Genomic DNA, 14,190 nt, shown 5'->3' on the forward strand with positions numbered 1-14,190 from the left:
GTGCCGCGGACGGCTGGGGATTCCGGCGATGGGATTCAAAGTGCACGTCGTCCCGGTTTTCAGCCGGACTCGCTGCAGACTCGCTGCAAATAGACGGGCCTTTCCCTAGGTTCAGTCCGGCTAAAGCCCAATACCTTTAAGGATTGGAAGAAAGCATGACCGCGGATTACGCGGATATCGCTGATAATAAGAGATGTGATAGATGGCAGGCAAGATGCCTCCAAGCTCCCGGCATCGCTCTCGGTGCTACTTTCTCCATCCGTGCTATCCGCGCAATCTGCGGTAAATCAATCCAACTTGATCCTCGGTTCCCTCTCCGTGCGGCCAATCCTTAAAGGCATTGGGCTGAAGCCGGGACTACCTACACTTTGGGGGGGCCTATTCTTAGTTGGTGAGCCGTGCCGTTGGAAGGCGGTGCGTGGAGGCAAATCGTTGCACCTTGCCGGCTCCACCCGCACCGCGCCGGAAGGACGAAGTCCATCCGCTACGGGAGAGGGCCTTCCGGATCACCGGGAGCGCGGAATTCATTCCGCTTCGACGGTCCGGCGAACCGACCGTCCAAGCCCGACCGTCCAAGCCCGACCGTCCAAGCCCGACCGTCCAAGCGGGATGAATCCCGCGGTCCCAGCGGGGCGGTTAGGCTTGGGGCAAGGTTTCTAACAAGGCCTTCTTGAGCTGGTCCCAGCGAATCGGCTTTCCGTCCAGGAAACTGGAGCGGGCGACGACGACGTTGATGCTGCCGAAGCCCAGTTTGAATTGGTCGCGGAGGTAGCGGGAGAGGCCGGAGCCATCGTCTATGCGGGAGTTCACAGAGAGTTCCGGGACGGCCGACTGGAGGCGGGTTCGCCAGCGTTGGACGAAACCTGTTTCGATTTCCCGTTCGCCGGCGTGGAGAAACTCGACCGCTGGCATGCCGGGGCGGTCTTCGGTGCGCAGCGTCAGGTGAATTGCGAGACCGCTGCGGCGCTGTTCCTCGACGATGCGCTGCTTCAGCAGGTTGAGGTGAGCACGGTGGTGCCGCTCGTCGAGTTTTAGCCTTTGATCCTCGGTGAGGGTTTTGGAGAACCGGCTGAAGCGCTCGGGATCCTCCGGGTGACAGGAGAAATCGATGAGCAGGCGGGTGATGTCGCCGTGGGCAAGCAGGGTCCGCAATTTCGTGGCGAATGCCTGGGCCAGATTAAGCGAACCCGGTGACCAGCCCTCCATGGAGCTGACCACCTCTTCGTTCCCGCGGAACAGTTCCTTGTGCCACTCTGGGACGGCGCTGGTTGCGGGTTCGCAGGAAAGGACAAACATGGCGGAGTAAAACCGGAAATGACGACGCTTGTCGAACCACCAGCGCTCAAAACGCCACGCCGATGGCGAAATGCCAGACGCCCGATGGCTCGTTCTCGTCCTTGGTGAGGTTGTGTCCGTATTCAAGCCGGATCGGGCCCACCGGTAGATCGATCCTGATGCCGAGGCCGACGGCGAGTTCCGGCGAGCTGAAGTTGAAGCCTTCGTCGAAAGCGGACATATTTCCCGCATCGACGAAGCCGACTCCTTTCATCGGGCCGAACAGGACATGGACATACTCGGCATTCGTGATCCAGTAGGCCTCACCGCCGAGCGGGTCATTGGTGACGGAGCGCGGGCCGAGCTCGTTGTAGCGGAAGGAGCGGACGGAATCCGCGCCGCCGGTGAAGAGCCGCAGGTCGATGGGGAACTCGCTTATGCCCGAGGAGGGGAACAGCATGGCAGCACGTGCGCCCAGGTTCACCTGGCCCTTCTTGCCGACCGGGATGTAGCCGGCACCGGACAGATCGAAGCGGGTGTAGTTGGACGAGATGTCACCGGCGATCAAGCCGGCTTCTAACAGGGCATTGAGATGATAGCCCTTGCCGGGGGTGACGGGGTCATCGCGGCGGTCGTAGGTGACATCGGCGCGGACATAGTGGTGGCCGTAGTCGGTTTCGCCGAGCTGTGTATTCGGGATGTCGCTGCTTTCCGTGCTCACGATCGATGAGCCGAAGATGATGCTGGCATCGACGTTCTCGAAGTCATCGCGTGAGAACTCCGCGGACACGCCGGTCTCGAATTTGTCGTAGCCTTCCAGCGAGCGCGTCACCGAGAAGAGCCGCATGCCGAGGTAGGTGTCGGTGTCGAACAGCCACGGATCGGAAAGCCGGATGTCGCCTAACAGGCCGCGCGAGCTCACCTCGACACCGGTGCTGAAGTTCCAAAGCCGCCCGAGGAAGTTCCGGTCGTGGTACTTCAAACCGAGGATGCCGCCTTCGTAGCTGCCGAAGCCGCCATAGACGGAGGCACCGCGCGCCTTGCCTTCGACCACTTGCAACGTGGCATCGAGCATGCCGCCGGGATCGGTGGCATTCTCCACGCGGACGGAAGAGAACGCCCCGGTGGCGAGGATCTTCTTGAGGCGCTTGTCGAATTCCTCGGCATCGAACCACTCGCCGCGGAGATCCTCGAAGCGCTTGGTGATGCGCTCGGTCTTGGTTTTCTCCGCGCCGGCAACGATCACATCGCCCAAGCGCTGGCGGACGCCGAACTTGATGATGAACCGCGGCGTGAGCGTGCCATCGCCGAGGATGCGGTTCATCTTGAAGGTCTCCAGCGGGTAGCCGGTGGAGCGGAAAATGCTCTCGATCTCGCTGCGCAGCGTGGTGAGGAGGTCGGTATTCGCCACCTTGCCGACGTGGGGTGCGGCCTTCGCCTGCAGGCGTGGCATCAAGTCCGCGGGCGCGCCATCGAAACGGGGCGCACCGAGATGATGGAGCGGCCCGGGATCAATGCGGATGATGAATGCAATCTCACCCCCGGTCTCGCCGCGCTTTTGCACCACCGCCTTGGCCTTCCAGTAGCCGCGAGATCTGAAGTCGGCTTCTAACAACGACAGGCCTTCCGCGACATCGGCCTCGCGGAAGGGTGGTTCCTGGCCGGGGCGCAGCACGCGTTCCTGACCGGGGAGCTTGAAGAGCTTCGACAGCCGTTCCTGGTCCTCCTTCTCTAAACCGGGGATGGCGACGGAGCCGATCTTGACCCGCGGGCCTTCGTTCACGACCAGCCGGATGGCGTTGCCGGAAATGACGGGCTTCACGTCGGGCGTCTGGAAGCCCTGCCGCTTCATCAGGTTCTCTAACAGGAAGGCCGCGTCCGACGCCCGCGAGGTGGATGGTGGCTTGGCCTTGATGAGTTCCAAGCGGTCGCCGAGCAGGTCCAGCGCCTCGCTTTCGCTCATGGAACCGAGGCCCTCGATGCGGATGTCTGCGGCGGGAGACACAAGACTTGAAGACGCAAGACACAAGACCGGAAGAAAGAGCCGGAAGCTCTTCCTCTTGCGTCTTGGGTCTTCCAGTCTGCTGTCTTCTCTCATTTGAAACGAAGGACGAAGGCACCGAGGACGCGGGTATTGCTTTGCTTGTCCACGGAGCCGCTGACGAAGATCTTTTCGGTGACTTCGATGGTGGCCGAGTTGAGGCGCTTGCCGGTGAGCGGGTCATCCTCGCCGATGCGGACATCGACGCGGTTGAGCACTTCCAGCACCTTGGCGACTTGCTCGGCGTAGGGGAGGCGGCCTTTCCTCCATTCTTCCAGGATGAGCTGGGCGGCCTTCATGGTTGCGGCCTGGCCGTCCTCGAGGCCATCGGAGGTGGTGCCGGTGGCGAGCAGGGTCATGATCTCGCTCTCCGGCAGCGGCGGATCGGAGGTCAGCGCGGTCTTAGGGGCATTGACCGGGCCGTAGAAGAAGACATTCACCTCGTAGCGGCCGATGTTAGACGTGCCCCGGATGTTCAGCTCGGGGTTGAGTCCGCCGGCGGGCGTGAAGGTGGCGGCGCCGTTGTCCACCTTGAGGGTGCTGAAAGGGAGCTTGGCCTCGACCTCACTAAGAATGGCGGTTCCCTGGGGCTGGATATTGGCGAGCGTGCCACCGAAGCGGACGTTGGCGGTGGCTGTTCCCTTGGCGAGATTGCCGCGGATCAGCAGCGGGTCGCGGGTGCGGACCAGCACATCGAGCGTCCAGTTCGCGAAGGGTGCGGGAAGCTCGGCCGCCTTCTCATCGGGATCGATCGAGGGCAGGCTCGGCCGCGAGGGAGCGGTGAAGGGGACCCTCACCGGCAGGATTTCGAAGTCCCGGTAAAAGAGGCTGTCCACGATATCCACCGTGCCGGAAATGCCGGCCTGTTGGAGATCGCCGCGCAAGGTCAGGTTCGCATCGGCGCGCACGATCATCGATTCGTCGCGCTTGAGCGGCAGCGCGGTGCCTCGCAGGTTGAGGTCGAAGGTCGGCTTCGCGGCATCGGCGAGGCCGACGTTGCCCACACCTGTGAGAGTGCCGCCCGCGGCTTCGAGCGATAGCGTCTGGAGGCGGACGTCCTTGCCTTCGAGACGGATCAGCGCATTGGCATTGGTCACCGGCGGGGCGGGGGAATCCTTCAAGGAAAATTCGCCTTTCGAGAGGCGGAGCTCCCCGCCGAAGTCTGGCTTGCCGATGGTGCCGCTGGCCGTGAACTGGCCTTCCAAGGTGCCGGCGAGTTTCTCGGCATTCGGGACGAATTTCGAGAAGGTCGCGAGGTCGAGCCGCGGGATGTTGGCTCGGGCTTCCAGCTTCTCATTGAGCACGGAGTCGGGATTCTCGGCCCACTCGCCGGGCTTGAAGGCGGTCTTGCCAGTGATGACGACAGGCTGGTACCCGGCCGGCTTGATCTGGCCGTTGAGGGCAAGCGTGCCATCGGCTCCATCGAGCGTGACCGCGGCATCGGTGACGGGCACGTCCGGTTGGTCGGGCACGCTCACGCCCTTGAGATCCAGATCCAGATCGACCTTTGGCGCGGCGGGCGTGCCGGCGACGACGAGCCGGACCCGGCCGCTGCCCCCGGCGAGCGGCGACTTCTTCTCCGGCAGCCATGCGGCGAGGCGGGTGTGATCGATCCACTCGGATTCGAGGAAGACATTCAGCGGGATCTCCTGCTTGAGGAAATCCTTCGCGGTCTTCATCTCCTTCGGCACCGGGATCTCCGCCTGGCCGCCGACGAGCCGGGTTTCGCCGTCCTTCCATTCGATGCGCGGAATCTTCAGGACCTGATTGGCGAAGCTGGCGCTGGCATTGATAGTCTGGCCTTCGGTGATGGCGGTGAGCTGTTCGAGCACGACTTCCTGTGGCCAATTGTAGTTGCCCTTGGTGCGGAGGATCAGCGGCGGGGTGTCCTTGCGCACCCATTCGAAGGAGGTGATATCGAAGGTGCCGCGGTGAGGCTGCGGGCCGAATTCGCCACCGCCTTGCCAAGTTCCGCTGGCATTCATGCCGGTGGGCAAGGTCACGCCGAAGGTCGCGGTCCATGCTGCGACGCGTTCGGGGCGGAAGCCTTCGAGCACGAAGGAGCCATCGTAGCGCTTAGCGGTTAGATCGAGGGCAAAGGTTCCGCGATGCCCCTCGCTGCTCATCGTGCCAGCGATTTTGCCATCAGGCGGCGTCCACTTCGCTTCACCGGCGAAGGAAGCTGCGACATCTTTCTCGGGAGAAAGCAGCCACTTCGCGGCGAGGGAGCGAAGACCGCTAGATGCGGAATCAATCGTGGCTTCGAGATTGAGCGACGACGCGGGCAGGGGAGGTGCCTCTTTCGGGGCGACGGAGTATTTCTCCTTCAGCACGGCGAACAGCGGCGTGACTTGCGGGAGGCTGGCCTTGGCGGTGGCTTCGAAGTCGGTCCACTGGCCGGCGGCGAGGTCGCGCCAGCGCAGCGAGGCATTGCCGGTGAGAGATGAGTCGAGCGCGGCGAGCGACCACTTCAGCGTGCCCTCGCTGCCGGTCTTGGTGACGTCGAGCGCGAGAGTCTCCGCCTTCCAATCCTCATATTGCATCCCGCCGATCTCGGCAGTGGCGGTCGCCTGCCACTGATCCGGGGTGAGGTCCAGGCCCTGGGCGGCGATCTCCAGCTTGCGGACGGTGGCCCCGGCGGGGATCTCGAGCGCGAAATTCTTCATGGCCTCCTGCACCACCAGTGGCTCGCCTTCCAGCTTCACGGTGGCCGAGGAGCGGTCGCTGGCGAGGATGATCCGCGAATCTTCCACCTGAATGAGAGCGGACGCCACGAGCTTGCCGCTGGCGGGAAATTCCACGCGGACATCGCGAATGCCCATCCGTGGGGTCACGTCGAAGCGATCGAGCAGAATCCGATCTTCCTGCCACACGATCTTGGACTCCTGCGCGGCGAAGGCATAGCCGGCCCCGATGGCGATCTCGCCGAACGCGAGGCCAAATTCCTCGCTGCCCGGTAGGTGGGAAAAGTTGCTGGAATCGAGGACCGCCACGTTTTCCTCGCCGCGCACCACTTGGATTCGCAGGCCCGCCGCGCTCAGGTCGAGCGGCAGGATGATCGAGCGGACCTTCTTGACGGTGGCGGAAAGGTCCTGGGCCTTTTCCTCCTTCGGCTTGCCCCGGGAGGGCAGGGGATCGGCCGCGAGGTCGAGCACCAGATCGAGCTTGTCCACGGCGAGGCCGTCGAGATTGCCCCGGAAGATCTTGCTCCACTGATAGCGCGGATCGACGGAGCCGATCTCCAGCTTCCGGATCGGGCCGCCGCTGACGGACAGCTTCTCGACCTTGATCCCGCCGAGCAGGGTGCCCTTGAGCTCGAAGTCCGCCGTTAGACCGCTGCCCTCCAAGGCCTTCTGCGCGGCGATTTCCCCGAGCCAACGCCAGCCGGGACCATTCAGCCAGGCCAGGCCGACGAGAAAAAGGACCAGCGCGGTCAGCCGCTTGCGTCCGCGGCGGCGCTTCTTCTTTTCTGGCGGGGATTCTCCGTCGGTACTCATCGGAAGCAAGGCGGCGCATGATTCATGGCGCTGCCCGGACGTGTGGTCAACGAAAGCTCTTTCCGCACGTCATTTCTTCATCTCACAGTCGAGGCATGCCTGAGTCGCCTCGTTCCGACCGCCGCGAGCGGTGGCGGGAAATCATCTTCGAAGCGGAAACCCCGGCCGGGAGGCGCTTCGACATCGCCCTGCTGTGGCTGATCGGCCTGAGCGTGGTCTGCGTGATGCTGGAAAGCGTGCCCGCGGTCCGCCGGGATTACGCGGAGCCTCTGTTGGCGGCCGAGTGGGCGTTCACGATTCTGTTCACCGCCGAATACATCCTGCGGCTGTGCGTGGTCCGCCACCCGCTGCGCTATGCGCGGAGTTTCTACGGCATCATCGACCTGCTGTCGGTGCTGCCGACCTACCTGATGATGTTCTTCCCCGGGACGCAGGCATTGCTGGTGATCCGGGTGCTCAGAATGCTGCGGATGTTCCGGGTTTTCAAGATGGTCCGGCACGTGAACGGGGCGGAGATGCTGGTGCGGGCGCTTTACGGGGCGCGGGCGAAAATCACGGTGTTCTTCTCCTTCATGCTGGCGATCTCGCTGGTCTCCGGGACCCTCATGTACCTCATCGAGGGGCCGCAGGGTGGTTTCAGCAGCATCCCGACGGGCGTCTACTGGGCGGTGGTGACCATCACCACGCTGGGCTTTGGCGACATCACCCCGGTCACGCCGCTGGGCCGCCTTTTGACCTCCGTGCTGGCGCTGACCGGCTACGCGGTGATCGCGGTGCCGACCGGGATCCTGACCTCGGAGCTTTCGAAGCTCGAGGGCGACGACACTTCCGACGCCTGCCCCTCCTGTGGGGTCCACGGGCACCTGCCGGACGCGCGGTTTTGCCGCCGTTGCGGGGCTCCGATGAGCTGAAATTCCAAGGATCTGCGCCTGATTCCCGCCCGCCGCCGCCACATCGTCAATACGGCGTGCTTACCCCCGGCGGATTCCTCCGGCAATGTTCCGGCGGCAGGTTGACAAAGCGGGAGAGGCTTGACCAGTGTGTCACCGCCGGGTCGTGCCACACGCCCCGCGTTTCTTTCATTCGATTTCCAAAAGGCCCGAAAACCCGTGTTCTCCAACGAAGACTACTTGGCCGACCTGCTAGTGGAAGCTGGCGTGGTCGATCCCGACGTGCTTGATCAGGCCCGCCGCAAGGGCGGCTCCGTGATCGAGCGGCTGCTCAGCGATACCGATCTCTCGGAAAACACGGTTTGCGCCGTGCTGGCCCAGAACGCGGGAATCGAGGCCATCGATCTCGGCCAGATGACCCTCACCCCTGAGGTGTTGGGGTCCATCCCGGACGAAATCGCCCGCCGCTACAAGGCCGTCCCGGTGTCGGACGACGGCGTTTTCCTGACCGTGGCAGTCGGCGATCCCTTCGACTTCGAGACGATGGACAGCATGCCCCACGTGCTCGGGCGGGAAATCAGCTTCGTCTGCGCGCCGGTCAATGCGATCGATACGCTCCTCAAGCAGTTCTACGGCGCGTCCAGCTCCGGCGCCATGAACGTCTCCGGCGGCCACGACGTGGAGGTGTCGGATGGCGATGCCCCGATCATCCGCCTCGTCCAGAACATGCTGGTGGACGCGATGAAAATGCGCGCGTCGGACATTCACATCGAGCCGCTCGAAACCTCCGTCCGCATCCGCTACCGCGTCGACGGCAAGCTGATCGAGGTGGACAACCACCCGAAGAAGCTGCTGCCAGCCATCATCGCCCGCCTCAAGGTGATGAGCGGCACGATGTCGATCGCCGAGAAGCGCCTGCCGCAAGACGGTCGTGTCCAGGTGAAGACGGCGGAAAAGGAGATCGACCTCCGTGTTTCCTCCGTCCCCTCGAACCACGGCGAGTCGATCGTCATGCGTATTCTCGACAAGTCCGCGCTCGTGCTCGGCTTGCCGGAACTCGGCTTCTTCTCCGACGACCAGGCGCTTTTCGAGAACCTCATCGGCCTGCCGGACGGCATCATCCTCGTCACCGGCCCCACCGGTTCCGGTAAGACCACGACGCTCTACGCCTGCTTGAACGTGATCAACAAGCCGGACAAGAAGATCATCACCGTGGAAGACCCGGTGGAATACGAGCTTCCCGGCATCAACCAGGTGATGGTGAAGACGGACATTGGCATGACCTTCGCCGCCGCGCTGCGCGCGATGCTCCGCCAAGCTCCGAACATCATCATGATCGGGGAAATTCGTGACGCGGAAACGGCAAACATCGCCATCAACGCGGCGCTCACCGGTCACTTGGTGCTTTCCACGCTGCACACGAACGATGCGCCCTCGGCCGTCGCCCGTCTCGCGGACATCGGCATCAAGCGCTTCCTCATCGCCTCGGCCGTGCGGGCGGTGCTGGCCCAGCGTCTGGTCCGCAAGCTGTGCCCGGTCTGCAAGGCCCCGCACGCGCTGACCGACAAGGAAGCCCGCTCGTTGCGCTTCGACCCGAGCCGCGGAGACATTTCGCAGGTCATGGGACCGGTTGGCTGCGACAAGTGCCGCCGCAACGGCTTTCGCGGTCGTATCGGCATCTTCGAGACCTTCCAGATCGATGATGAGGTGCGGCACATGATCAATGAGAACCTGACTTCCAGCCAGCTCCGCCGCCGCGCCCGCGAACTCGGCATGCGCACGCTCCGCGACGACGGGATCCGCAAGGTGCTCGCCGGCCTGACTTCCCCCGATGAGGTCATCCACGTGACCATGTCGGACCTCGAATGATCCGAGGATCCGCTCTAAATCCCAGATTTCCAATTTCTTAAAACCCGATCCATGGACAACAACCAGATCGTAGAACTTTTCATCAGCCGCGGGCTCATCGACCGCTCGCTTGGTCAGGACATTCTTCACGAAGTCGAAAACAGCGGCAAGGAGGCCGCTGAGATCCTCGCCGACTTCCAGGTCATCACCCACCGCGACGATGTCTGGCCGGTGGTCGCCTCGGAACTCGGCACCCAGGTGGTCGATATCCGTGAGTGGACGCCGCCGGATCAGCTTCTCGCGCTGCTCCCGGCGGGGATGGCCCGCCTTCACGGCGCGCTGCCGGTGAATTTCGATCACGAGGGCCTGCATGTCGTGCTGGTCGATCCGATGAATCCCCAGACCATCGAGGACCTGCGCTTCGCGCTCGGCCGCGAGGTGGTGCTGGCGGTGGCTCCCGACTACGTCGTCGAGGCCAAGATCAACGAGTGCTACGGTGGGGAAGGCAAGGCGATGGAGGACATCCTCCAGCAGCTCCAGACCGGTGTGGACACCAGCCTGAGCGCCGCCGAGTTAGAGGCCGAAGCCAATTCGGCCCCGATCATCCGCTATGTCGATCTGGTGCTCTTCCAAGCGATCAAGGAACGGGCGTCGGACATTCACTTCGAGCCCTTCGAGAAGGATTTCAAGATCCGCTACCGCGTGGACGGATCGCTCTATGAAATGGCTCCGCCGCCGGTGCATCTGTCGGTGGCGATCACGTCGCGTATCAAGGTGATGTCGAACATGAACATCGCCGAGCGGCGCGTCCCGCAGGACGGCCGGATCGTGAAGCAGGTCGGCGACCGTCAGGTGGACATGCGCGTTTCGACTCTGCCCACCCAATACGGCGAGTCGATCGTGCTCCGCGTGCTCGACCGCTCCTCGGTCAATCTCTCGCTGGAGAACCTGCACCTGCCGGAAGCGATCTACGAATACGTCTGCGACACCATCGAGAAGCCGAACGGCATTTTCATCGTCACCGGTCCGACTGGTGCCGGCAAGACAACCACGCTCTACGCCGCGCTGGCGCGAATCAACACGATCGACTCCAAGCTCCTCACCGCCGAGGATCCGGTCGAGTACGACATCGACGGCATCATCCAGATCCCGGTGCATGAGGGCATCGGCCTGACTTTCCCGCGAATCCTGCGCGCCTTCCTTCGTCAGGACCCCGACCGGATCATGGTGGGGGAGATGCGTGACCAGGATACCGCGCAGATCGCCATCCAGGCGTCGCTGACCGGTCACTTGGTGCTTTCCACGCTCCACACGAACGACGCTCCCGGTGCCGTGACCCGTCTGGTGGACATGGGCTGCGAGCCCTTCCTGGTAGCGGCCTCGCTCGAAGGGGTGCTCGCCCAGCGGCTGGTCCGCACCATTTGCAAGAGCTGCAAGGCTTCCTACGAGCCGAACGAGAGCATCCTCACCCAGCTCGGGGTGGCGGTGCATGAACTCGGCGACAAGGACTTCTTCACCGGCCGCGGCTGCGATGCCTGCGGCAAGAGCGGCTACAAGGGCCGCAAAGGACTCTACGAGCTGCTCGACATCACCGATCCGCTCCGCGAGCTCATCACCGACCGGGCGCCCACCGTGGTGCTCAAGCAGAAGGCCATGGAGCTGGGCATGCAGACCCTCCGCGAGGACGGCTTGCGCAACATCTACCTCGGCCACACCACGATTGAGGAGGTTCTGAAATATACCTGACGCCCATTTTTCAGCCTGAAATTTGAGTCGCCAGCTTTCGCGCGCCTGCTCACAATCACTCCACTCGATTTAAAAACAACCCCATGCCTCAGTTCCAATTCACCGCCGCCGATGCCAAGGGCGAGCAGATGTCCGGCACGATCGAATCCACCAGCGAAGCAGATGCCATCCAGCAGCTCCGCTCGCAAGGGTACTACCCCTTGCAAGTGGTTGAGGCCGGCAAGGGCAAGCTCGCCGCGAAGAAAGGTGCCAAGAAGGGCGCCAAGGCCGCTGCCGGCAAGAAGAAGGACAAGTCGTCCGTCGGCGGGCGCGTCAAGCCGAAGATCCTGATGATCTTCACCCGTCAGCTTGCCACGCTGATCGATTCCGGCCTGCCGCTGCTGCGCGGTCTGACCGTGCTGGCCAAGCAGGAACCAAATCCCGTGCTCCGCGGCACCATCGGCGCTCTGGCGGATTCGGTGCAGTCCGGCTCCACCTTCTCGGAGTCGCTGGCCCAGCACCCGCGGATCTTCAACAAGCTGTACGTGAACATGGTCAAGGCCGGCGAACTGGGCGGTGTGCTCGAGGTCGTCCTCGTCCGTCTCGCCGAGTACCAGGAAAAGGCCCACAAGCTGAAGAACAAGATCGTCTCGGCGATGGTCTACCCGGTGATCGTCATGTTCATCGCGGTCGCCATCCTGGTCTTCCTGATGCTGTTCATCGTGCCGAAGTTCGAGACGATGTTCGCGGAACTGGGCAAGGACGCCGAGCTGCCGATGATTTCGCAGATCGTCTTCGGCACCTCGAAGTTCTTCCTGAATGCCAGCGTCGGGCCGATCCCGAACGTGGTCTGGGTGTTCGCGTTCATCGGCCTGCTCGCCTTTATTGGCAACGCGTGGGGCAAGACCAAGAAAGGTCGCCGCACGATCGACTCCATGAAGCTAAAGCTACCCATCTTCGGTGACATCCAGCGCAAGTCGGCGATCGCCCGTTTCTCCCGCACCCTTGGCACGCTCGTCACTTCGGGTGTCCCCATCCTCCAAGCCCTCAATATCACCCGCGACACCGCCGGTAACGTGGTGGTCTCCGATGCGATCGAGAAGGTCCACGAGGCGGTCAAGGAAGGGGAGTCGATCGTCACACCGCTGCAGGCTACCGGCGGCGTCTTCCCGAACATGGTCATTTCCATGGTGGACGTCGGTGAAGAAACCGGTCAGCTCCCGGAAATGCTTCTCAAGGTGGCCGACGTCTATGACGACGAAGTGGACAATGCCGTGACCGCGCTTACCTCTATCCTTGAGCCGATCATGATCGTCGTCCTCGCCCTCGTCGTGGGTGCGGTGGTGTTCGCGCTGTTCCTGCCACTGATCAAGATCATCTCCGAAATGGGCAACATGTGAGCGGATGCCGGGCGGACCCCGTTGTCCGCCCGCTTCGCCAACCACCCAACACCCATGAAAATCCAAGGTATCCGCCGCCGCCACGCGGGCTTCAGCTTGATGGAGCTCGTCGTGGTCGTCGCCATCATCGCCGTGCTCGCCGCGCTCACGCTCGGTGCCTTCAACTTCATCAACCAGAAGAGCGCGCGCACCAAGGCCAAGGTCCAGGTGAGCCTGCTCGCGAACGCGATTCAAGACTACCACGCCGACAACCGCTCCTATCCGGTCAGCACGGATGCGAACGGCGAGCGCGGTGACGAGGTGCTCTACAAGGCCCTCTATTGGGAAGGCTACGAAGGCCGCGATAGCGGCGGAAAGATCTACCTCGGCGAACTGGATCCGCTGAACAACACCAAGGCCGGACAGGGATGGATTCTGGGCAAGGATGCCCAGGCCCGCATCATCGATCCGTGGGCGAATCCCTACCGCTACCGCACCGGCGATCAGGCGGTGAATGTTGACTTCGACCTGTGGTCGATGGGACCCGATGGCAAGACCAACCCGGATGCCAAGCACAAGGATAGCCTCGACGATATCAAGAGCTGGTAATCCTGTTTCTCTTCGAAGGGCGTTCGAGTGGTGCTGCATGGCCCGCCGGGCGCCCTTTTTCGTGTCTTCTTGCCTCGCCGGGGCTTTGCGCTCGACGCCGCTCCACCGTGCGCTCTTCTTGGCGCAGACCATGAGCGAAGAGTTCCAAGAGCCGCCTGCGGCCGAAGAAGTGCCGGCCACCAAGACTGCCCGCAAACGGCCGGCCGTCCGCAAGTCTGCGAAACCGAAGCCGGCAAGCGCCGCCGAGTCCGCGGCTGATGCTCCCACCGAAGCGCCTGCACCTGCTCCCGTGCGTGAGTCGGAACCGGTTGCCCGCACCGAGCGCAGCGAACGCAGCGAGCGCGCGGAGCGCGACGACGAGGTCCCTCAACGCGAGTCGGCCCAAGACGTGATTCCTTTCGTGGTGGAAACCGCCGGTGGCGAGCCTCCGGGCAATCCCAAGAAGCGCCGCCGCCGCAAGAAGAAGAAGCATGGTGAGGGGCAGGGCCAAGGCGAAGCGCCGCAGCAGCGTGAAGGATCATCCCAGAGGGAAGGATCGTATCAGCGCGAGGCGCCGCAGCAACGTCCCCAGCACCAGCACCCTCATGCCGTGCCGGCACTCGCCGAAGCACCATCCGCTCCGCCGGAAACGGCTCATGCGCCCGCAATGAGCGCCGCGCCGCGTCCCAAGCTCGATCCCGAAGAGGTGGTCAAGAGGGCGTGGAAGATTTTCCAATCCGAAGTCGGCGAAGAGGGCCTCGCCCTGATCGACGATCACGACGCCCGCGAAATCTCGCGTCGCAGCTTCCGTCTCGCGGAAATCTTCCTGGAAGAAGCCGCGCGCCGCAGCCGCTGAAGAAGCGATGGTAGATTGAGGATCGTAGGTGGTAGATGATGACTCTCTGCCGTTCATCTGCCATCCGCCATCTGCGATTTACCCTCCGCGG

Annotated in this window: 9 protein-coding genes; 6 read left to right on the forward strand and 3 right to left on the reverse strand. The window is 63.2% G+C overall.

The annotated features are described in order from the left end of the window. Nucleotides 1-636 precede the first annotated feature (636 nt). The 3 genes from OKA05_RS14645 to OKA05_RS14655 all read right to left on the reverse strand — a co-directional run bounded on the left by OKA05_RS14645 (nucleotide 637) and on the right by OKA05_RS14655 (nucleotide 6,813). Nucleotides 637-1,296: a hypothetical protein gene (locus OKA05_RS14645; RefSeq protein ID WP_264487910.1), complete on the reverse strand. Its 660-nt coding sequence runs from the start codon at nucleotides 1,294-1,296 to the stop codon at nucleotides 637-639. Between the two features lie 46 nt (nucleotides 1,297-1,342). Beyond that, on the reverse strand, nucleotides 1,343-3,280 hold the full coding sequence (locus OKA05_RS14650) for a BamA/OMP85 family outer membrane protein (protein ID WP_264487911.1): 1,938 nt from the start codon (nucleotides 3,278-3,280) through the stop codon (nucleotides 1,343-1,345). Nucleotides 3,281-3,369: 89 nt separating this feature from the next. Further along, on the reverse strand, nucleotides 3,370-6,813 hold the full coding sequence (locus OKA05_RS14655) for a translocation/assembly module TamB domain-containing protein (RefSeq protein WP_264487912.1): 3,444 nt from the start codon (nucleotides 6,811-6,813) through the stop codon (nucleotides 3,370-3,372). Between the two features lie 95 nt (nucleotides 6,814-6,908). Between OKA05_RS14655 and OKA05_RS14660 the strand changes: the two genes are divergently transcribed. The 6 genes from OKA05_RS14660 to OKA05_RS14685 all read left to right on the forward strand — a co-directional run bounded on the left by OKA05_RS14660 (nucleotide 6,909) and on the right by OKA05_RS14685 (nucleotide 14,099). Next, nucleotides 6,909-7,724 carry an ion transporter gene (locus tag OKA05_RS14660; protein WP_264487913.1) on the forward strand — a complete coding sequence of 272 codons (816 nt, stop codon included), beginning with the start codon at nucleotides 6,909-6,911 and terminating at the stop codon, nucleotides 7,722-7,724. 198 nt (nucleotides 7,725-7,922) lie between these two features. Then, complete coding sequence (locus tag OKA05_RS14665) at nucleotides 7,923-9,572, forward strand: GspE/PulE family protein (RefSeq protein WP_264487914.1); 1,650 nt, start codon at nucleotides 7,923-7,925, stop codon at nucleotides 9,570-9,572. Between the two features lie 51 nt (nucleotides 9,573-9,623). Then, nucleotides 9,624-11,297, forward strand: coding sequence for a GspE/PulE family protein (locus OKA05_RS14670; RefSeq protein WP_264487915.1), 1,674 nt, complete (start codon nucleotides 9,624-9,626; stop codon nucleotides 11,295-11,297). An 83-nt stretch (nucleotides 11,298-11,380) separates the two neighbouring features. After that, nucleotides 11,381-12,676: a type II secretion system F family protein gene (locus OKA05_RS14675; RefSeq protein WP_264487916.1), complete on the forward strand. Its 1,296-nt coding sequence runs from the start codon at nucleotides 11,381-11,383 to the stop codon at nucleotides 12,674-12,676. Nucleotides 12,677-12,730: 54 nt separating this feature from the next. Next, the gene (locus OKA05_RS14680; RefSeq protein WP_264487917.1) at nucleotides 12,731-13,264 is read left to right on the forward strand and encodes a type II secretion system protein GspG; all 534 of its coding nucleotides are present in this window, start codon (nucleotides 12,731-12,733) and stop codon (nucleotides 13,262-13,264) included. Nucleotides 13,265-13,394: 130 nt separating this feature from the next. After that, on the forward strand, nucleotides 13,395-14,099 hold the full coding sequence (locus OKA05_RS14685) for a hypothetical protein (protein WP_264487918.1): 705 nt from the start codon (nucleotides 13,395-13,397) through the stop codon (nucleotides 14,097-14,099). Nucleotides 14,100-14,190: the final 91 nt, after the last annotated feature.

It is taken from the genome of Luteolibacter arcticus, assembly GCF_025950235.1.
Classification (GTDB): Bacteria; Verrucomicrobiota; Verrucomicrobiia; order Verrucomicrobiales; family Akkermansiaceae; genus Haloferula; species Haloferula arctica.

What these genes read in the sequence shown, in the direction of transcription:
- OKA05_RS14645 (WP_264487910.1), bottom strand. Translation starts at nt 1,296, where the DNA reads ATGTTTGTCCTTTCCTGCGAACCCGCAACCAGCGCCGTCCCAGAGTGG.
- OKA05_RS14655 (WP_264487912.1), bottom strand. Translation starts at nt 6,813, where the DNA reads ATGAGTACCGACGGAGAATCCCCGCCAGAAAAGAAGAAGCGCCGCCGC.
- OKA05_RS14660 (WP_264487913.1), top strand. Translation starts at nt 6,909, where the DNA reads ATGCCTGAGTCGCCTCGTTCCGACCGCCGCGAGCGGTGGCGGGAAATC.
- OKA05_RS14670 (WP_264487915.1), top strand. Translation starts at nt 9,624, where the DNA reads ATGGACAACAACCAGATCGTAGAACTTTTCATCAGCCGCGGGCTCATC.
- OKA05_RS14675 (WP_264487916.1), top strand. Translation starts at nt 11,381, where the DNA reads ATGCCTCAGTTCCAATTCACCGCCGCCGATGCCAAGGGCGAGCAGATG.
- OKA05_RS14680 (WP_264487917.1), top strand. Translation starts at nt 12,731, where the DNA reads ATGAAAATCCAAGGTATCCGCCGCCGCCACGCGGGCTTCAGCTTGATG.
- OKA05_RS14685 (WP_264487918.1), top strand. Translation starts at nt 13,395, where the DNA reads ATGAGCGAAGAGTTCCAAGAGCCGCCTGCGGCCGAAGAAGTGCCGGCC.